20 protein-coding genes are annotated in these 17,305 nt (G+C 68.4%); 7 read left to right on the forward strand and 13 right to left on the reverse strand.

What is annotated here, in order from left to right:
- On the forward strand, positions 1-464 hold a 464-nt coding region (locus tag ACK4JY_RS13965), incomplete at its 5' end, for a hypothetical protein (RefSeq protein ID WP_409606714.1).
- Here the strand turns inward: ACK4JY_RS13965 and ACK4JY_RS13970 are convergent.
- The 4 genes from ACK4JY_RS13970 to ACK4JY_RS13985 all read right to left on the reverse strand — a co-directional run bounded on the left by ACK4JY_RS13970 (position 461) and on the right by ACK4JY_RS13985 (position 3,073).
- Positions 461-889, reverse strand: a complete 429-nt coding sequence (locus ACK4JY_RS13970) for a YkgJ family cysteine cluster protein (protein WP_409606716.1) — start codon at positions 887-889, stop codon at positions 461-463. The genes ACK4JY_RS13965 and ACK4JY_RS13970 overlap by 4 nt on opposite strands.
- On the reverse strand, positions 874-1,212 hold the full coding sequence (locus tag ACK4JY_RS13975; RefSeq protein ID WP_409606717.1) for a VOC family protein: 339 nt from the start codon (positions 1,210-1,212) through the stop codon (positions 874-876). The genes ACK4JY_RS13970 and ACK4JY_RS13975 overlap by 16 nt, the downstream gene beginning before the upstream one ends.
- Positions 1,213-1,373: 161 nt before the next feature.
- Positions 1,374-2,114 (reverse strand): ABC transporter permease, encoded by a 741-nt coding sequence (locus tag ACK4JY_RS13980; RefSeq protein ID WP_409606718.1) that lies wholly within the window; start codon positions 2,112-2,114, stop codon positions 1,374-1,376.
- Positions 2,114-3,073, reverse strand: a complete 960-nt coding sequence (locus ACK4JY_RS13985; RefSeq protein WP_409606719.1) for an ABC transporter ATP-binding protein — start codon at positions 3,071-3,073, stop codon at positions 2,114-2,116. Before ACK4JY_RS13985 ends, ACK4JY_RS13980 begins: the two co-directional genes overlap by 1 nt.
- Before the next feature lie 104 nt (positions 3,074-3,177).
- Here ACK4JY_RS13985 and ACK4JY_RS13990 point away from each other — a divergent pair, with 104 nt between their 5' ends.
- The 4 genes from ACK4JY_RS13990 (at position 3,178) to ACK4JY_RS14005 (ending at position 5,630) form a co-directional block, all read left to right on the forward strand.
- Complete coding sequence (locus ACK4JY_RS13990) at positions 3,178-3,678, forward strand: DUF2975 domain-containing protein (RefSeq protein ID WP_409606720.1); 501 nt, start codon at positions 3,178-3,180, stop codon at positions 3,676-3,678.
- Positions 3,678-3,914 (forward strand): helix-turn-helix domain-containing protein, encoded by a 237-nt coding sequence (locus ACK4JY_RS13995; protein WP_409606721.1) that lies wholly within the window; start codon positions 3,678-3,680, stop codon positions 3,912-3,914. The genes ACK4JY_RS13990 and ACK4JY_RS13995 overlap by 1 nt, the downstream gene beginning before the upstream one ends.
- Positions 3,915-4,011: 97 nt before the next feature.
- On the forward strand, positions 4,012-4,299 hold the full coding sequence (locus ACK4JY_RS14000) for a hypothetical protein (protein ID WP_409606722.1): 288 nt from the start codon (positions 4,012-4,014) through the stop codon (positions 4,297-4,299).
- A 728-nt stretch (positions 4,300-5,027) separates the two neighbouring features.
- Entirely contained in the window at positions 5,028-5,630 is a 603-nt protein-coding gene (locus ACK4JY_RS14005; protein ID WP_409606723.1) for a hypothetical protein, read from the forward strand.
- A gap of 61 nt (positions 5,631-5,691) precedes the next feature.
- Here ACK4JY_RS14005 and ACK4JY_RS14010 read toward each other — a convergent pair whose 3' ends face one another.
- The gene (locus ACK4JY_RS14010) at positions 5,692-6,078 is read right to left on the reverse strand and encodes a hypothetical protein (RefSeq protein ID WP_409606724.1); all 387 of its coding nucleotides are present in this window, start codon (positions 6,076-6,078) and stop codon (positions 5,692-5,694) included.
- A gap of 475 nt (positions 6,079-6,553) precedes the next feature.
- Between ACK4JY_RS14010 and ACK4JY_RS14015 the strand changes: the two genes are divergently transcribed.
- The gene (locus ACK4JY_RS14015; RefSeq protein ID WP_409606725.1) at positions 6,554-7,600 is read left to right on the forward strand and encodes a serine hydrolase domain-containing protein; all 1,047 of its coding nucleotides are present in this window, start codon (positions 6,554-6,556) and stop codon (positions 7,598-7,600) included.
- A 790-nt stretch (positions 7,601-8,390) separates the two neighbouring features.
- On the opposite strand, the gene ACK4JY_RS14020 is transcribed toward ACK4JY_RS14015, so the two are convergent.
- Together ACK4JY_RS14020 and ACK4JY_RS14025 are read right to left on the reverse strand one after the other, a co-directional pair.
- Positions 8,391-9,572, reverse strand: a complete 1,182-nt coding sequence (locus ACK4JY_RS14020; protein ID WP_409606726.1) for a thiolase family protein — start codon at positions 9,570-9,572, stop codon at positions 8,391-8,393.
- Positions 9,573-9,649: 77 nt separating this feature from the next.
- Positions 9,650-10,153, reverse strand: a complete 504-nt coding sequence (locus tag ACK4JY_RS14025) for a winged helix-turn-helix transcriptional regulator (RefSeq protein ID WP_409606727.1) — start codon at positions 10,151-10,153, stop codon at positions 9,650-9,652.
- Positions 10,154-10,320: 167 nt separating this feature from the next.
- Here ACK4JY_RS14025 and ACK4JY_RS14030 point away from each other — a divergent pair, with 167 nt between their 5' ends.
- Positions 10,321-11,160 (forward strand): acyl-CoA thioesterase, encoded by an 840-nt coding sequence (locus tag ACK4JY_RS14030; RefSeq protein ID WP_409606728.1) that lies wholly within the window; start codon positions 10,321-10,323, stop codon positions 11,158-11,160.
- Here ACK4JY_RS14030 and ACK4JY_RS14035 read toward each other — a convergent pair.
- The 6 genes from ACK4JY_RS14035 to ACK4JY_RS14060 form a co-directional block, all read right to left on the reverse strand.
- Positions 11,157-11,711 carry a hemerythrin domain-containing protein gene (locus tag ACK4JY_RS14035; RefSeq protein WP_409606729.1) on the reverse strand — a complete coding sequence of 185 codons (555 nt, stop codon included), beginning with the start codon at positions 11,709-11,711 and terminating at the stop codon, positions 11,157-11,159. The two genes, ACK4JY_RS14030 and ACK4JY_RS14035, sit on opposite strands and share 4 nt — an antisense overlap.
- 4 nt (positions 11,712-11,715) lie before the next feature.
- The gene (mnmA, locus tag ACK4JY_RS14040; protein ID WP_409606730.1) at positions 11,716-12,915 is read right to left on the reverse strand and encodes a tRNA 2-thiouridine(34) synthase MnmA; all 1,200 of its coding nucleotides are present in this window, start codon (positions 12,913-12,915) and stop codon (positions 11,716-11,718) included.
- Positions 12,916-13,033: 118 nt separating this feature from the next.
- Positions 13,034-13,324, reverse strand: coding sequence for a DUF1153 domain-containing protein (locus tag ACK4JY_RS14045; protein ID WP_168046867.1), 291 nt, complete (start codon positions 13,322-13,324; stop codon positions 13,034-13,036).
- Between the two features lie 163 nt (positions 13,325-13,487).
- A complete protein-coding gene (gene flgE, locus ACK4JY_RS14050; protein ID WP_409606731.1) occupies positions 13,488-14,942 on the reverse strand; it encodes a flagellar hook protein FlgE in 1,455 nt (484 codons plus the stop codon).
- Between the two features lie 11 nt (positions 14,943-14,953).
- Positions 14,954-15,709, reverse strand: a complete 756-nt coding sequence (locus tag ACK4JY_RS14055) for a flagellar hook assembly protein FlgD (RefSeq protein ID WP_409606732.1) — start codon at positions 15,707-15,709, stop codon at positions 14,954-14,956.
- Between the two features lie 3 nt (positions 15,710-15,712).
- On the reverse strand, positions 15,713-16,816 hold the full coding sequence (locus tag ACK4JY_RS14060; RefSeq protein WP_409606733.1) for a flagellar hook-length control protein FliK: 1,104 nt from the start codon (positions 16,814-16,816) through the stop codon (positions 15,713-15,715).
- Between the last annotated feature and the right edge of the window lie 489 nt (positions 16,817-17,305).

Below are 17,305 nucleotides of genomic sequence, written 5' to 3' on the forward strand. Positions count from 1 at the left end.
CCGCTCCGACGCCCGCCGCGCCCGTCACGGCCCCCGCCGCCGCCGCGCCGGCTCCGGTGGAGGCCGCGCCGCCCCCGCCGCCGAGCGTCCCCGCCGTCACCGTGCTGGATTCCGCCGCCCGCGCGGCCCTGCCGTTCACCGTCGACCTGCCGGCCGGGTTCGAGATCGTCACCGGCCGCCCTGGCCCGGACTTCCGCATCTACACCATCCGCCGCGGCGACCGCTCGTTCGCCATGATCTACGCCGGCCCCGCCTCGCAGTTTCCGATCTACAGCGGCGAGACGATCCAGGCGGCGGGCCGCGCCTCGGTGGTCGCGACCGAGGACGGCGTCCGCCACGCCCGCGAGCACCTGTTCCAGCGCGAGGGCGCCACGCCGCGCGAAATCCACGTCTGGACCATGAGCCTCGACGGCCCCGACCGCGCCCTCGCCGAGCGCATCGCCCAGTCGCTGGACGTCCGCTAGACCCGCCGCACCGCCGCGTCGACGGCTCCCAGCCGCACCCCGCGCCGGCCCGCGAACACCAGCACCTCCATTCCCGGCGCCGCTGCCCAGCGCCGCAGGGTCGCCTGATAGGGTTCGCGCCGCCAGTCGTGCGGCCGCACCGGATCGCATTCGACGATCAGCCGCGCCCCGCCCTGTTCGCTGTGCAGCACGAAGCCCGCCGTCAGCGGCTTCCACTCCGGCCCCAGCGCCTCGGTCAGCAGCCACAGGCAGTTGAACACCCGGCAGTCCGCCGGCCGCGTCTCATAGATCGCGCAGCCGGCGGTCTTCGCGAAGTGCCGGCACCATTTGCCTGCCGGCTTGGCCAGGGCGGTCACCCCCATCAGCTTGCAGCACAGGCCGCAGTCGCCGCAGCTCTTGCCGTACGGGGTCAGGTCTCCGACCACACCGCCAGCTCATTGCCCGCCGGGTCGCGGAAATGGAACCGCCGTCCGCCGGGAAAGGCGAAGACCGGCTTGACGATCGCCCCGCCGGCCGCCTCGACCCTGGCCAGCATGGCTTCCAGATCATGGGCGTACAGGATCGGCAGCGGCGTTCGCGTCGCATCGGACTGGGCGTCCAGCCCGCCGTCGATCCCTTCGTCGAACCCGGCATACTCCGGCCCATAGTCCACGAAGGTCCAGCCGAAGGCCGCGCCGTAAAAGGCCTTGCTCGCGGCCAGTTCGCCGCCGGGCAGTTCGATATAGTCCAGCTTGCCGTCTTCACGCATGGGTGATGCTCCTGTCGATCGCCACCGACCTTTCGGGCTTGCCACGCCCGCCCCTTCTGCGCAAACCTGCGAGTCGTTCTCATTCGCAGGAGTCGGCGATGATCGTCCTGATGACCGGAAGCCTGACCCTCGCCGGGCTCATGCGCCCCGCCTCGCCAGCCTCAGATCACCTCGCGCCGGCTCAGGTGGACGAGGGCGGCGACCAGCGCGACCGCTCCCAGCCCCAGGCCCAGCCCCAGCGCCGTCTGGACCCGCCACGCCTCGGTCGCCAGCATGTTGACCGGCATCTGCCACGGGAAGAACACCCCCTGTTTCGCTGACGTCGCCACCACCGAAAAGAAGGTCCCGCCGATCCCCACCGCCAGCGCCGGCACGAAGCTGGCCCAGCGCAGGGCGACCCAGAGCTGGATCGAGATCATCAGCAGGGCGGCCAGATACATCGTCCCCAGCAGGCCGGCGTAGCGCGCCAGCTCGAACGCGCCTGTCGGCGCCAGCTCCGGCTTGATCGTCGTCGCCAGCGTCGCCGCCGCCCAGGTCCCGGCCAGCACCGCCGCGCTCATCACCGCCACCACGCCCAGCACGCAGACCATCTTGGCCGCATACAGCCGCCAGCGGGGCAGGGGCAGGGCGCGCAGATGGTCCCACGACCGCGGCCCGTGCTCCATGTGCGCCACCAGCGCCGTCAGCGCCGTCACGCTCATCGGCAGCATGAAGAAGGCCCAGATCGCCGAGGCGTTGAGCATCCACATCTCCCACGGCGCCGCCGCCTTGCCGCGCAGCATGTTGAAGAAGACGAAGATGGCGATCAGCGACGGCGCGGCCACGGCCAGCACCGCGGCCAGCGACCGGTTCAGCTTGCGCGTCTCGACGAACAAGGGCGCGAAAAAGGGAGAGGCGGTCATCAGGCGAACTCCGGCCGGGCTTTGACGGTGGGGGTGGTTGTGGCGGGGGCAGGGGGCGAAACCTCCCGATAGATCCCCTCCAGCGAGCGCGACCGCGCCCCGATGGCGAACACGGCGATATCGGCCTTGATCAGCGCCCGGTTCAGCGCGGCGGCGGCGCTGCGCGCGTCCTCGCCCGGCTTCAGCCGCGCGACCAGCCCGTCCTCGGCGGCCCTCACATCGAACCCCCGGCCGCGGGCCAGCGCCGTGGCGCGCACCGTGTCATCGGTCTGCAGCGCGATCTCCGGGGCCAGATCGGCCTTCAGCCGGCTCAGCTCGCCTTCCAGCACCAGCTTGCCGTGGCTCAGGATGCCCACATGCGTCGCCGTCTGCTCGATCTCGCCCAGCAGGTGGCTGGACAGCAGCACCGTCGCCCCGGTCCGCTCGGGCAGGGCCCGCAGGAACCGCCGCATGTCGGCGATCCCGTCCGGATCCAGGCCGTTGGTCGGCTCGTCCAGCACCAGCACTTCCGGCGCCCCCAGCATGGCCCGGGCCAGCCCCAGCCGCTGCCGCATGCCCAGCGAATAGTCCGAGACCCGTCGCCGCGCCTGGTCGCGCATCTCGACCACCTCCAGCACCCGGTCGATCTCGCCCTTCGGCAGGCCCAGCAGGCTGCGCGTCAAATCCAGGTTCTCGCGCCCCGACAGATTGCCGTAGAAGCCGTGCGCCTCCAGCAGGGCCCCGACCTTGCGCGCCGCCCCGATCCGGTCGCGCGCCACATCGACGCCGCCGACGAAGGCCGCCCCGCCGCTTGGCCGGATCAGCCCCAGCAGCATCCTCAGCGTCGTCGTCTTGCCCGCGCCATTGCGCCCCAGAAAGCCGTAGACGGCCCGGTCCGGCACGATCATCGACACGGCGTCGACCGCCAGATGGCGTTTGAAGCGGCGGGTCAGCTCGCGAGTCTCGATGGCGGCGGTCATCGGCGGCGCTCTCGTTCCGTTTAAGTTAGACATAAAGTTGCAAACCCTACGTCTTTAAGTCAAGATTAAAGATCAGACAGCTTTCCACCCCCGGATCCCGCGCCATGAGCCAGACCGCCACCGATCGCTTCCGCCGCCGCTGCGCCCAGTTCCGCTGGCTCGCGGTGTTTATGGTCGTCAGCGTCGGCGCCCTGCTGGCGCTCGTGCACCTCATCGTGCCGATCGCCTTCCTCGCGCGCGCCGAGGACTATCCGTACTTCGACCTGTGGCTGGGCAGCCTCGTGAAGGCCTTGCCGACCCTCTTCTACCTGTTCGCCGTCTGGTCGATCGGCTCGGCCATGGGCCAGCTGTCGAAGGGCCGGCTGATCCAGCCCACCCTCGTCCACGCCCTGCGCCGCGTCGGCCTCGCCCTCGGCTTCGGCGGCCTGCTCGGCGTTTTCGGCGTGACCAACATCATGCGGCTGATCGAGGGCGGGCGCGGCGGCTGGGTCTGGTTCGACGTCGCCGGCATGACCCTCGGCATGATCGGCGGCGCCCTGTTCCTGCTCGGCGGCGTCATGGAGCAGGCCGGCCGGGTCCAGGCCGAGCTGGACGAGATGATCTGATGCCGATCCGCGTCACCCTCGACCATCTGATCGTCAAGAAGGGCCTCAAGGCCCGCGACCTCGCCGCCGAGGTCGGACTCAGCGAGACCCAGCTGTCCCTGTTCCGCTCCGGCAAGGTCAAGGGCATCCGCTTCCGCACCCTCGCCAAACTCTGCGCCGCCCTCGACTGCAAGCCGGCGGATCTGCTGGACTACGACTTCGACCCCTCTGACCTGATGGCGGCGGAGGAGGAGTAAGGGCCTCCCTCCGAAGCCGAAGCCGAGGCCCGCGTCCGGGACGTTGCGGACCTTCCCGCCTTCAGGTTGTATGTCGGAGCTTCAGCCGGAGTCTTCGATGCCATTAGGTCCCGCCTGCCCCAACTGCGCCCGGCGGGTCCCGTTCGGCCGCACCCAGTGGAACCTCGGCAAGCCGTTCGACTGCCCGGCCTGCCAAACGCCGCTGGTCATTCCGAAATCGAACGCGCTGAGGCTGGGGCTCGGCCTGCTCGCGATTTTCTGGCTTTACCGCGACCGCTTTCCGCCGGAATGGGGCGGGCCGTTCGGTCTCTTCGCCCTCATGATGATCGTCGGCCTGCCGGTGACCTGGGCGCTGACGCGCGTTCGTCTGGCCGAGACTGCCTGACCGGTTTGGTTCCAGGTCAGTTCACGACCCACAGGCGACATCCTCACGGGCGCACATTGCGAAACTTCGTTCCCTGTTCTGCGAGGAAAACGGTTTGCTGAACCGAAGGCGGCGGCTCCGGTAGGGCCGCCGCCTTCGAGACCAACGGTCGCCTTACGGATGCTCGATCACTGGACGAGGCCACGGGAAGGGCGGCGGCTGCGGGGGGAAGTCTGGCACAGGCGTGACGCAATTAAAGGCGATCTGCTCGTCCACACACGCCCACCATTCGGCCGAAAGACGGGGCGCTTCCGCGTCGCAATAGAGTTTCGATAGACGCACGCACGTCGGCTCCGCGGCCTTCACCGGTGCAGGCGCAAGTATTGGGACAAGGGCGGCCGTAGCGGCGAGAGCAGCGGACAAGCCCAGCTTGGCTATTCTCATCAATTCCTCCATCTGGGACACCTGCGTCCCGACGAAACGCTCTCATGACGAGAGTTGGAATGCAACCTGCGGTGTGCGCCGCCCGACAGCTTCGCCGGGTCGAGGACGCAGCGAAATTTGAGGGGCATCCGGGCCGCGCCCAACGGCTTCGGAGGCCTTCTGCAACTCCGAGCGGCTGGATAGGCGTGTCCGGTTTCTACCCCGAACAGACCCCGGCAAAGTCTGCTCCCGGCGCGATGCTCTAATGTCCGGTATACGGCGGGGTGCCAATGACGGGGGACGACCCATTGCGGACGTCCGGTTCCATGGCAAAGCTACTCGATATGGAAAATGGGCAGGCAGTGGACACCTTCGATCTAATCGCGACGCCTGATCGGATTAGTCCCGCATACGGGTTCATCGCCCTATTCCTGATCGTCGGGGTCGGCCTGCTTTTGGCTGCATGGGTTATCTTGCGCCTCACCAAGGCTAAGCGAGGCGAGACCGTGGACCGGCTTCGCGGCACGGCATGGTTTATGATTCCTTTCGGAGTGATTTGGCTGGGGTTCACCTCCTACATGGGCATAGGTGAGATCGGGTCTGTGGCCGCCGCGCGCGATAACGTGCTCAGCGGAAATTACCGGACATTAGAAGGGTGCTTGGATTACTTCCGGCCCGGCGTGCCAAACCCGGGGAAGACGATCGCCGGTGATGAACGATGGGCGGTTGATGGTCATGCGTTTAGATACGGAGCGGGGCAAATCCGGTTCGCGTATCACAAGGTCGAGCCACTCGGCGGGATCGTCCACCGGCGCTCAAAAGTTCGAGTCTCATTCATCCGAGACGACTTTCTTCATCGCGAAGACATCGTCCGGCTGACCGTCGTCCAGAATGCTTGCTCACCCGCGCCTGATGCCCCGGGTCCTTAGTTCCGCTTCCCACCCTTAGCCGAATTTCGGAATGTCCGTTCGCGGGGTCATGCCGATACGGTCATTCTCCAATGGCAACAAATTCAATCGGCAGGGCGGGATGCTTGGAACCTGCATGATCCCCCAAGAACAATTGACCTTGGGCGTCCCGGAACACTGACTGACACCGTTCTTCGCGCTGTTCGTGCGTTGTGCAGAGCACACCGTCAGCCACGCGGTAGCGTCCCCATATCTGGACCCGGCCGCTGTAAAGGTAGGTCCCATCAGGTCGAAATACATAAACAGCGTTGGCGGGCGATTTCATGACCGGACCGGCAACAAGCAGCGAGAGAATTTCGCCGGCGGGCAGAAACCCATCAGGCGATGCATGGACACCGTCGTTTTCCAATTCCGGACCTCGGGAGCATCCCCCCACTACCAGCATCGCAATCAGGAAACTTACCCTCATCGGTCCTCTCTCGCTTGAGGAAATGTGACCAGGCTCCCGCCTGGCTCCAGACGCAAGCTCCAATTCGATACTGGCCCCCCCGACCGCCACACCCCGCGCGGGACACCGGCCGGGCATTCCAGGAGCTCGGTTCAGAAGCTGATTCTCGGACCTAGGCGAAGGTCCGCTCACCACCCATAGCGGTCCCTCCCGAAGTCTGCTTTCCGCACCTCGCCCGTCGATCTCCCCGCCGTCATCCTCGGGCTTGACCCGAGGATCAGAGGCGAGAGGCGGACTGGGCGGCGGTGAGGGCCTCGCGACCGCGACCGTGCGGCGGTCGACGGAGCGCCGCACGGTCTGATCCTCGGGTCAAGCCGAGGGTGACGGGAAAGGAAGGCAGCCAGTGAGCCTTTCCGGTGGCAGCCATTGGCTCTCCCATCCCCCCGCGACCCCCTGACGCGGCAACCAATCCTCACGCCCCTGCGATAACCTCCCCATGCATCGTCGCGCCCTGCTGACCTCGTCCCTCGCCTTCACCGCCATGGCCGGCTGCGGCGAGGCCGCCACCCTCGTCCGGCCGCCCCGCCCGACCACCGGCCTCGACCCGGCCCGCCTCGCCGCGGCCCTGAAGACCGCCGAAACCCTCCCGCGGCTACACAGCCTGATCGTCGCCCGCGACGGCGAGGCCCTCGCTGAACGGGTGTTCCGCGGACCCGCCGTCGACAGCCCCGTCAACATCAAGTCCGCCTCCAAATCGGTGCTGGCGGCGCTGGGCGGAATCGCCATCGGCCGCGGCGTCTTCACCGGCGTCGACCAGCCGATCTCGGCCTTCCTCGGTGACCGCTTCCCGGCCGCGCCCGATCCGCGCCTGGCCACCGTCACCATCGGCCATCTGCTCTCGATGCAGGCCGGCCTCGGCTCCACCTCGGGCGCCAACTACGGCGCCTGGGTCTCCAGCCGCGACTGGGTCCGAGCCGCCCTCGCCCGGCCGTTCGAGTCCGAGCCCGGCGGCCGCATGGTCTATTCCACCGGGACGTCGCACCTGCTCTCGGCCGCCCTGACCCGCGCCAGTGACCGCTCGACCCTCGCCAACGCCCGCGACTGGCTGGGCCAGCCGCTGGACATCGACATCCCGTCGTGGCCGGCCGATCCCCAGGGGATCTATTTCGGCGGCAACGAAATGCGGCTGTCGCCACGGGCCCTGCTCAAATTCGGCGAGCTGTACCGCAATGACGGCGTCCACGCCGGGACCCGAGTCCTGCCCGAGGGCTGGGTCCAGCAATCATGGAACGGCCGCGGGACCTCGCGCTGGAGCGGCAATCCCTATGGCTATGGCTGGTGGACCAAACAGGCCGGCCGCCATCCGGTCTGGTTCGCCTGGGGCTACGGCGGCCAGATGGTGTTCGTCGTGCCCGGCCTGAACCTGACCGTGGTCATGACCTCCGACCCGTCCCCCGTCGACCAGCGCGACGGCCACGTCGACCGCCTGCACGCCCTGCTGGACGAGGAACTGATCCCGGCGGCGGAGATGGGCGCGGGGTAGGGGCATATTCACCTCCCCATTCGCCTTCGCGAATGGAGAGGTGAGGCCCGTGACGCTGTGCTTACAATCCGCGAAATTATGGTCTGGTTATCAAAATATTCCCCAGCACAATCAGCCACATAATCTTTTCTCAAACCGTTTTGTCTGTACTAGGGCCGGCCTCCCGTACAATGCGCTTCATCCCGTCGCGGGGGAGGGCGTCTGGCGCCAGGGCCAACCGCGTGCGGCGGGTGTGATCGTTGCGGGACGCCGGGCGGCTCTTCGGAGACGCGCGGCGGAACTGGACCATCCTGCGGGACGGGTTGCTCCCCCCTGCGGCATGGAAAGGGACTGTCCTCCGGTTTGAAACGGAGGAGCCCAGGGGCCTTGGCCGCTCCTGCCCGCCCGGGCTTAGTTTCGAAAGGGCCTAAAGGGTGAAGGCCGCGGGGCCGAAAATTGGCAAGACCCGCACCGCCCTGAGATGCCCGCCCCGAAGCGCTCGGAAGCCGCGATCACGGCGGAGCGCGGACGTTCAGCCGAAAACACATCAGGTCCCCGTAACGCGAAAGCAGGGGGCCACATCGGTTCCGGGCCGAACGCCCGCGCTCCGCCGACCTCCCCAACCGTTTGGAGACAAGCGGCGCAGACTCATGCCCGCTTTCTTCCTTCCCGGGACAGGGTGGGGGCGGCCCGGCAAGGCCGCGCTCCCGTCGCCCCGCCGTCCCCACCCGGTCGGTGGCGCGACCACCCTCCCCGGGACGGGGAGGGAGAACCGCTCACGGTCTTTGAAAATCGAACTCCAGAGCGGCCGTCAGACCAGCTCCACCGCCATCGCCACGGCTTCCCCGCCGCCGATGCACAGGCTGGCCACGCCCTTCTTGCCGCCGCGCGCCTGCAGCGCCCCCAGCAGGGTCGCCAGCACCCGCGCGCCCGAGGCGCCGATTGGATGGCCCAGGGCCGTGGCCCCGCCGTTCACGTTCAGCTTCGCATGATCGATGCCCAGCTCCTGCATGGCGATCATCGGCACCACGGCGAAGGCCTCATTGACCTCCCACAGGTCGACGTCCCCGACCTCCCAGCCGGCCTTCTTAAGCGCCTTCTGCATCGCCGGCACCGGGGCCGTCGTGAACAGGCCCGGCTCGTGCGCGTGGGCCGAATGGCTGACGATCCGCGCCACGATCGGCAGGCCCAGCGCCCTCGCCACGCTCTCGCGGGTCATGACCACGGCCGCCGCCCCGTCCGAGATCGATGCCGAGGACGCCGCCGTGATCGTGCCGTCCTTGGCGAACGCCGGCTTCAGATTGGGGATCTTCTCCGGCATGGCCTTGCCGGGCTGTTCGTCCTCGCTGACCGTCTCCACGCCCTTGCGGGTGGTCACCTCGACCGGGGTGATCTCGGCCTTGAAGGCGCCAGAGGCGATGGCGTTGCGGGCCCGGGTCAGGCTCTCGATCGCATAGGCGTCCTGGGCCTCGCGGCTGAACTGATAGGTCCCGGCCGTGTCCTCGGCGAACGACCCCATCGGCTTGCCGGCCTGATAGGCGTCCTCAAGCCCGTCCATCATCATCGAATCGACGATGACGTCATGGCCGATCCGCGACCCGCCGCGATGCTTGGTCATCAGATACGGCGCCCCGGTCATGCTCTCCATGCCGCCCGCCACGATGACGTCCGCCGAGCCGGCGGTCAGGGCGTCCGAGGCCATCATCACCGCCTGCAGGCCCGAGCCGCACATCTTGTTGACCGTGGTCGCCTCGACGTGGCGGCCCAGACCGGCGCCGATCGCCGTTTGCCGCGCCGGGGCCTGGCCCAGCCCCGCCGGCAGGACGCAGCCCATGTAAATCTGCTCGATCTTGTCGGGGTCGATCCCCGCCCGCTCGACGGCCGCCCTGACCGCCGTCGCGCCCAGCTCGGTGGCCTTCACCCCGGACAGGGCGCCCTGGAAGCCGCCCATCGGCGTGCGGGCGAAGGAGCAGATGACGATCGGATCGGACATGATGGCGCCTTGGCGGAGTATTGTAGAATTGGATGGCTAGATCGGCGCTTCGGGCCGGGTGTGCAAGCGGCAGCGGCTCAGGCCGCATCCTCGTCGGCCCGCTCGCGCGGCATCATCTCGCCGACGGTCGGGCGGTCGAGGGCCCATTTGACCTCGATGTCGCGCGGCCTGACGATCTCGTTGCAGTGGCCGCAGGCGATGCGCGGCGCCAGGTCATGACCGCAGGTCTTGTGGATCATGGCGACGCCCGAATCCGTCTCGCCATAGACGTGTTTGGCGCCCCAGCCGTTCAGGGTGACCAGCACCCCGTACAGATCCTTGCCCTTGGCGGTCAGGACGTATTCGTTGCGCGGCGGCCGCTCGGAATAGAGTCGCGGCTCCAGCACCCCGTGCTGCACCAGCGATTTCAGCCGAGCCGCCAGCACATTGCGGGCGACGCCCAGCCGCTCCTGCCACTGCTCGAACCGGCTGACCCCGTTGAAGGCGTCGCGGATCACCAGCAGCGTCCACGGGTCGCCGATCACCTCCAGCGTCGCGGCGATCGAGCAGCTCTGGCGAGAATAGTCTGCGGTGCGTCCCATGATAGGAAAGTGACCCTGCGTCAGCCATTTGGCAAGAGGGTTGCCAATCTGAACGGACTAGGTCAGTCTCGTTTGGCTACGGACTCGCCGCGGGCGTTTCCGGATCCCTCGACTGGGGCGGAAGGTTCGCCCTTCCGCCCGTCCTTTCCTCGCGATACGCCGGACGCATGACGCAGCAGACCCTCGCCCAGGCCCTGACCCTGACCGAAGATGGAACGGGCGGCCTGACCGCTCGCCTGTCCGGCGACTTCTCCAACGCCCCCCTGTCGGCCCCGGCCGAAAAGGGGGCTCCCTTCGGCGGCCTGATGGCGGCGCTCGCCGCCGGCGCGGCCCGCCAAGGGCTTGGTCTCGACACCCCGCTCAAGACCCTGACCGTCCAGTACCTCGCCGCCGCCCGCTTTGAGGGCGCGACCTTCGTCCCGACCCTGACCCGCGGCGGCCGCAACGTCGCCTACGCCTCGGTGCTGGGCGGCCAGCCTGACCGCCCCGCCCTGCAGGCCCTCGCCACCTTCGGCCGCGAGGTCGACGGGCCCGTCCTGACCCCGCTGGTCGCCGCGCCGCGCCCGCTCGGCGAGATCGACCCGACCCCGCTCGATCCCCGCTTCGGCCCCTGGTTCACCCGCTACATCGAGCACCGCTTCGTCGCCGGCCCGAAACTGTTCGGCCAGAACCCCGCCGCCTCGCCCGAGCTCGGCTGCTGGATGCGCACCACCGACGGAGCCCCGCTGGACGAGGCCCGGCTGCTCTTCCTGCTCGACGGCGTCTATCCGACCTACTGGACCGCCCTCCCGGCCCCCCCGGTCATCTCCGCCAGCGTCGATCTCCGCGCCGACCTGCTGGAGGCGATCACGCCGGACACCTCCCCCGACGGCTGGGCCTATTTTCACTTCACCAGCCGCGATGTCGGCGGCGGTTGGGCGGTCGAGGACGGCGTGGCCCACGCCCCGGACGGCCGCCCCATCGCCCTGGTCCGCCAGCGCCGCAAGCTGATGCCGGCGCGTCCCTAGCCGTGCAGGCCGCGGAGCTGGATCAGCGGGATGACGATGTCCTCCTCGTCCTCCAGATGGCGCAGCAGCGGCCGGGCGTTGGCGTCGACCCGGTCCGACAGCCGGTTGGCTGTGTCCGCCACGTCTGGCGCCCCGGCCGCCACCGCCTGATGGAAGGCCATGCCGTCGCGAAACATCGCCTCCAGCGTCTCATGGATGGCGTCGTGGTCGCGATCCAGCAGGTCGATCCCCGCGCCGATCTTCGGCTCGATGCGCCGCATGATCGGGAAATACTGGCCGCTCTCGATCCGGTGGTGGCCGTCCAGATGCTGCAGGAAGGACTGCAGCGCGGGGATCAGCTGCCGATGCAGCGCCGCCGCGTCGCCATTGGCCCGCCACTGGCCGACCAGCCCGTCCATATGCGCCTGATGACCGCGAAAGCTGGCGTGCATCTGCAGCCAGAAGGCCGCCGTCTCATCCAGACCCGAGGTCCAGCGATCGCGCGGGAAGGCGTCCAGCAGATAGCCGAACGCCGGCGGCAAGCCGGATCGCGTGGCGAGCGCCGTGTCCATCGCCTCAGACAACGGCGGTGGTCGTCTTGATGAAGCCGCCGCCCAGCAGCCGGTCGGGATCGGCCGGATCGTACAGGGCGCAGGCCTGTCCCGGGGCCACGCCCTCCTCGCCGCTCTCGAAAAGCACCGCGACGGCGCCGTCGACCAGCGCCAGCCGGGCCGGGGAGGGCGGCCGCGTCGAGCGGACCCGGGCCAGCACCGGGGCCCCGGCCCGCGCCGCCGCCGCGATGTCCGCCTCGTCGCCCAGCCAGTTGGTCTCGTCCAGCGTCAGCGACGCGGTCAGCAGGGCCTCGCGCGGGCCGACGATGACATGGCGCTTCGCCGGATCCAGTCGGGTCACGAACAGCGGCTCGCCGACGGCGACGTTCAGGCCTCGCCGCTGCCCGATCGTGTAGTCGGTGATGCCCGAATGACCGCCCAGCACCCGGCCGTCCATGTGCACGATCTCGCCGGCCTCGCGGCCCTGCGGCCGCAGCTTGTCGATCAGGGTGCGGTAGTCACCGTTCGGGACAAAGCAGATATCCTGGCTGTCCGGCTTGGCGGCGATGCGCAGGCCCAGTTCGGCCGCCACCCCCCGCACCTGGGGCTTCTCCAGATCGGCCAAGGGGAAGCGCAGATAGTCGAGCTGCGCGGCCGTGGTGGCGAACAGGAAGTAGGACTGGTCGCGGGAATGGTCGACCGCCTTGCGCATCTGCGGGCTGCCATCGACCACCGAGCGGCGGACATAGTGGCCGGTGGCCATGGCCTCGGCCCCGAGGTCGCGGGCCACGTCCAGCAGGTCGCGGAATTTGACCGTCTGGTTGCAGCGGATGCAGGGCACCGGAGTCTGCCCGGCCAGATAGCTGTCGGCAAACTGGTCGATGACCGCATCCCGGAACCGGCTCTCATAATCGAGGACGTAATGGGGAATGCCCAGCATCTCCGCCGCCAGTCGGGCGTCGTGGATGTCCTGACCAGCGCAGCAGGCGCCCTTCTTCTTCAGAGCAGCCCCGTGGTCATAGAGCTGCAACGTCACCCCGACGACGTCATAGCCGGCCTTGTGCAGCAGCGCCGCCACCACGGTGGAATCGACCCCGCCGGACATGGCCGCCACGACGCGCGAGCCAACAGGGAGCCCCACGGCGGCGCGCGCGGATTTGACCGCCGCGTCCATGTCGGCGCGGGCGATGTTCGGAACCGGGCAGATGTCCTCGGCGAGCGTCATGGCGCGCTATCTAGTGTGAAAGTCGCCCGATTTCGAGGCCGACGGCAAAACCGCGCCGGAAACGACAACGGCCGCCCCCGTCGCCGGGAGCGGCCGTCGTATCCTCGGGGAGTAAATTCTAGCTGCCGCGGCCGTAGTGCTGGATGCGGGTCGTACGCAGACCCTGCATGCCCCACTTGTCGATCGCCTTCTGCCAGGCGAGGAATTCCTCGGCCGTCAGACGATAACGCGCCAGCGCGTCGTCCAGGCTGATAAGCCCGCCGCGCACGGCGGCCACGACCTCGGCCTTGCGGCGGATCACCCAGCGGTCGGTATTGGCCGGCGGGAGATCGTGCAGGGTCAGGGGCGTGCCCGTCGGGCCGACCACGTACTGTTCGCCTTGATTATTAAGGCGTCGCTCTTGCAACATGGGCTTATGCCTCATTGACCACCATCACCAAGGCTGAACCGTAGCGGTCGGCGGCTAAGGGCCGTTTAAGCGTCGTGGTGAAGGAAAACCTAAAATGCCTTCCGTCCCCACGCTCAATATTCAACAAGGATTTCATTGAGGTTTACGACCCGTTACCTAGAGATCAGCGTTTGATGCTGATCAGTTCAGCAAGCATCTCGTCTGCCGTGGTGATGATTTTCGACGAGGCGGAGTAGGCGCGCTGGGTCGTGATAAGCCCGGTGAACTCCGCCGAGAGGTCGACCGTCGAGGCTTCCAGCTGGGAGGCGGCGATCAGGCCCGAACCGCCGGTGCCGGGCGGCTTGAGGTTGTAGGTCCCGGAATCCTGGCTCACCCGATAGGCGTTGCCCGTCGTGATCGTCAGGCTGTCGGGGCTGGGGAAGGTGGCCAGGGCGACCTGGGCGATGCGGCGGGTGACGCCGTTGTCGAAGCTTGCAGTCACGAAACCCATGTCGTCGATCTCGATGCCTTCCAGGACGCCGAACGCCGTACCGTTCGTCAGCACGGAGTCGACGAAGGAGTCGCTGTCCGCCTGGGTCAGGCCGCCCGTGGCGCCGCCCAGATCGAAGGTGATGTTCTGGGCCGAGATGCCGAGGCCCGGGGCCCAGTTGACCGCCGTAGCGCCCGGTGCGGCGGCGTCAGAGGCGCCGAACGAAAGGGTCGCGTTGGTGGGGTCCGTAAACAATGCCGCAGCGCCGAGACCCGCCATGGCCGCCACGTCAAGACGCCCGTCCTGGGTGAAGGCGACAAGACCGGTCTTGATCTGACCGTTGTTCAGGCCGGCCCCGGTGACGACGTCGTCGCCCGGAATGGACCGGACCTCGGCATACCATTGGTTCGCGGTCGTGCTCTTCAGGAACGATATGGCGACGGTGCGTTGCCCGCCCTTGGAGTCCGAAATGGGAACGGTGATCTCGAAGTCCGGCTTGACCCCGGTGGTGGTGACCGGATCCCACATGGCCATGGAGTTGGTGGTCGGGTTGTAGGCGTCCGGATCCGCCGGCGCGGTCGCTGCGAGTGTGGCCGCGGCCGAGGGGGTCTGGCTGGAGAACAGGTTGGCGTTCACCTGAACCCGGGTGGTGGCCTCGGCGGTGCCGCCGACCGAACCGACATTGATCGTGCGCAGGCGGTTGAGGTCCGAAGGGTCGGTGGTGATGTTGCCCTCGGCGTCGACCGGCCAGCCCTGCAGGTAGAGGCCGGCGGTGTTTTTCAGATAGCCCAGGTCATCGACCCTGAAAGCGCCGGCGCGGGTGAACATCCGCGTGTCGCTGGCGTCGAGGCCTTCGGCCTTCTCGGTGACAACGAAGAAGCCCTGCCCGTCGATGCCGAGGTCGGTGGTTGAGGCCGTGCGTTGCAGCTGGCCCGCCTGGCTGGTGAAGTGGCGGGCCGAGGCCAGGACGCCGCCGGAGGAATAGCCGGCGCCGGCGGCCTGGCTGTTGATCACCGTCTGGAACTCGGCCTGGGTCCGCTTGTAGCCGATGGTGTTCACGTTCGCGATGTTCTGCGAGATGGCCGCGAGGGCGGCCGAGTTTGCAGTCAGGCCGGACACGCCGGCCAGAAGGGCGCTGTTGATGCTCATGGCGGAGCTCCTTACGAAAGCAGTTTCAGGGGATTGAGGGTGGAGGCGAGCGAGGCCATCAGGCTCTCGTCCTCCTCATCTGCGGGCGGTGGGGTCTGGGCGGTCCGCGCTTCTTCCAAAGCGATGACGCTCGACAGCGGCAGGATCGAGTTGCCGACGGTCAGGAAGGCCTCGCCGTCGTACATCTCGACGCCGGTGATGCGGCCCTGGGTCAGGACCTGCGCGTCGATCTTGCCGCCCGCGGTATCCGTGGCTGCCACTCGCAGGGTGTAGACCTGACCGTCCTTGCCGTCGCTGCCGGTGGTTGCGTCGCCGTCCCAGGTGAAATCGTGGACGCCGGTTGTCTTGTCGGGCGCATCGCCGGACCAGACGACCTTGCCCGACCCATCCAGCACTTCCAGCTTCACCGAGGCGGCGTTCGAAGCGACCTCGTAGCTCCACTTGGCCTCGCCATCGGTGAACTTGGTCGCCGACCAAGCCGCGGTGGCCTCCTTGCCGATGTAGGTGGCCGCGTCGGCCAGCCCGCCGCCACCCTGGGCCGAGACCAGGCTTTGCAGCAGTTCGTTGGTGAGCAGTTGCTGTTCAACACCCGCCATCTGGGTCAACTGGGCGGTGAACTCGTTGGAGTCGACCGGGGACAGGGGATCCTGGTTCTTCAGCTGCGTGGTCAGCAGCGTCAGAAACGTCTCGAAATTCGAGGCCAGCATGGCGCCGCCAGAATTGATCTTGGTCGTCGCGGCATTGGTGGTGGTGACGGCGTCAACCATCGGTCAAACCTTCATGTCCACGCCCGAAGGCGAATGGGAGTGCGCGAGCCATTGGGGCGGCTGGGCGATGTCGATCTCGGCGTTTCGTCGGGCGGCGGCGGCGAAGGCCCGGTTCTGGCCCTGCCGGGCGTCCTGTCCCCGGTCGAAGGCGCTCGAACCGCTATCGCGATCGGCGAACTCGAAAGCGTCGTCAGCGAGTTCGAAACCGGCGGCCTCAAGCTGGCGCCGCAATTCATCGGTCCGCCCCCGCAGGTCGGTGGCGGCGGCTGGATTGTCGAACGCCAGGCGGGCGGACAGCCGACCCTCTGCGTCGATGTCCAGTTTCACATCCACCCGACCGAGGTCATCCGGGCGCAGGGCGATCTCAAACCGGGTCGAACGACCCTCGAGCTTGCGCAGGATCTGAGCCGCTATTTGCGCTGTCGCATCGATGGCGGCCCGGGACAGGGTCGACAGGCTGAGATCCCGGGCCGCTGCTGTAGCCTCCGTCCGCTCGGCGACCGGCTCGCCGGCGGAGGAGCTTTCGGTCGGGATCGAGATCGGCTCCATTTCGGCGGGGGAAGCGACGGGCGAGACGGGGGTGGCCGGCTTGTCCGTTTGCCCAGCCACGGATGTGGGCGTCGAGCTCGTTGCGCCGGCCGGCTTCGCTTCAGCTGACAGGCCAAAATCGGTTGTCGGGGCCGCCTGGTCGAGCGGCCTGGAGGTGCGTTCGGCCAAGGCGCGCAGCGGCGGAGGGGGGCTGGCGACGGCGGCGTTGGCTGGGGTCTTGGGCTGAGCCGTAACGAGGAGCTTCGCCTGGACCTCGGCCTCAGTCCTATCCGGCGGTCGAACCGGCTCCGGGGCCACAGCAGAAGTCTCAGCCGGAGCCGGATGCTGAACCGCGGCCGCCGCGGCGGCGGGAGCCGGAGTGGCGGCGGGAGCGGCCCGCGCGCCGCTGTCGGCGAGGGCAGGCGCGGCCGGGCCGGTCTGTCCCGGAGCGGCTTTCGATTGACTCGCTGCGGCGGCCGCAAGCGCGCCGTCTTCGACCGGAGGGGCTGGCGCAGGATCCGGCTCAGCCCCCGACCGGGGCATGGATGAGCTATTGCCGGCAGCCGTGTCGAGCGGCATGGCCGCGCCCGGAGGCGTTCCGTCCCCAGACAACAGAGCGCCCGGCAAGGCCGCGGGCGCCTCGGGGGCGACCGCTTCGGGCCGGGGCAGGGCAGCTGTGGTCACCCCTTCGCCGACGTCCGTCGACGGCAGCTCGCCACCTCGATTGGGGATTATGGGCGGCGACCCGACCGGCGGAGACACTATCGGCGGCGGCGAGGCGGCCCCGACCGCGCCGGGTGTGCGTTCCGGCTCCCCGTCAGTGGCCGAGTCCGCCACGGGGCGGGGGGCGACTTCTTCCGGAGCGCCTGTTCCTTCAGCGGGCTCCACGATCCCAAGAGCAGGAATCGGCTGTCCAATGGGCGGGACCGGCTGGTCAGGGCGGGGCCCCGGCTCCACAGGAAGCGGGATCGCCAACTCCCCCGGGAGAGTCGCCTCCTCACCGGGAGCCGTCGTCTCTCCGCCGGGAAGAGTATCGGCTTCGGCAACGGGAGCCTTGTCCACCATGGT

The organism is Brevundimonas sp., assembly GCF_046295595.1.
Classification (GTDB): Bacteria; Pseudomonadota; Alphaproteobacteria; order Caulobacterales; family Caulobacteraceae; genus Brevundimonas.

Excerpts from the sequence above, each read along its gene's own strand:
- ACK4JY_RS14045 (WP_168046867.1), bottom strand. The coding sequence starts at position 13,324 with ATGTTGCAAGAGCGACGCCTTAATAATCAAGGCGAACAGTACGTGGTC.
- ACK4JY_RS13995 (WP_409606721.1), top strand. The coding sequence starts at position 3,678 with ATGCCGATCCGCGTCACCCTCGACCATCTGATCGTCAAGAAGGGCCTC.
- ACK4JY_RS14000 (WP_409606722.1), top strand. The coding sequence starts at position 4,012 with ATGCCATTAGGTCCCGCCTGCCCCAACTGCGCCCGGCGGGTCCCGTTC.
- ACK4JY_RS14015 (WP_409606725.1), top strand. The coding sequence starts at position 6,554 with ATGCATCGTCGCGCCCTGCTGACCTCGTCCCTCGCCTTCACCGCCATG.
- ACK4JY_RS13985 (WP_409606719.1), bottom strand. The coding sequence starts at position 3,073 with ATGACCGCCGCCATCGAGACTCGCGAGCTGACCCGCCGCTTCAAACGC.
- mnmA (WP_409606730.1), bottom strand. The coding sequence starts at position 12,915 with ATGACGCTCGCCGAGGACATCTGCCCGGTTCCGAACATCGCCCGCGCC.
- ACK4JY_RS13975 (WP_409606717.1), bottom strand. The coding sequence starts at position 1,212 with ATGCGTGAAGACGGCAAGCTGGACTATATCGAACTGCCCGGCGGCGAA.
- ACK4JY_RS14055 (WP_409606732.1), bottom strand. The coding sequence starts at position 15,709 with ATGGTTGACGCCGTCACCACCACCAATGCCGCGACGACCAAGATCAAT.
- ACK4JY_RS14060 (WP_409606733.1), bottom strand. The coding sequence starts at position 16,816 with ATGCCGCTCGACACGGCTGCCGGCAATAGCTCATCCATGCCCCGGTCG.
- ACK4JY_RS14025 (WP_409606727.1), bottom strand. The coding sequence starts at position 10,153 with ATGGGACGCACCGCAGACTATTCTCGCCAGAGCTGCTCGATCGCCGCG.
- ACK4JY_RS14020 (WP_409606726.1), bottom strand. The coding sequence starts at position 9,572 with ATGTCCGATCCGATCGTCATCTGCTCCTTCGCCCGCACGCCGATGGGC.
- flgE (WP_409606731.1), bottom strand. The coding sequence starts at position 14,942 with ATGAGCATCAACAGCGCCCTTCTGGCCGGCGTGTCCGGCCTGACTGCA.
- ACK4JY_RS14005 (WP_409606723.1), top strand. The coding sequence starts at position 5,028 with ATGGCAAAGCTACTCGATATGGAAAATGGGCAGGCAGTGGACACCTTC.
- ACK4JY_RS13980 (WP_409606718.1), bottom strand. The coding sequence starts at position 2,114 with ATGACCGCCTCTCCCTTTTTCGCGCCCTTGTTCGTCGAGACGCGCAAG.
- ACK4JY_RS13990 (WP_409606720.1), top strand. The coding sequence starts at position 3,178 with ATGAGCCAGACCGCCACCGATCGCTTCCGCCGCCGCTGCGCCCAGTTC.
- ACK4JY_RS14030 (WP_409606728.1), top strand. The coding sequence starts at position 10,321 with ATGACGCAGCAGACCCTCGCCCAGGCCCTGACCCTGACCGAAGATGGA.
- ACK4JY_RS14010 (WP_409606724.1), bottom strand. The coding sequence starts at position 6,078 with ATGAGGGTAAGTTTCCTGATTGCGATGCTGGTAGTGGGGGGATGCTCC.
- ACK4JY_RS14035 (WP_409606729.1), bottom strand. The coding sequence starts at position 11,711 with ATGGACACGGCGCTCGCCACGCGATCCGGCTTGCCGCCGGCGTTCGGC.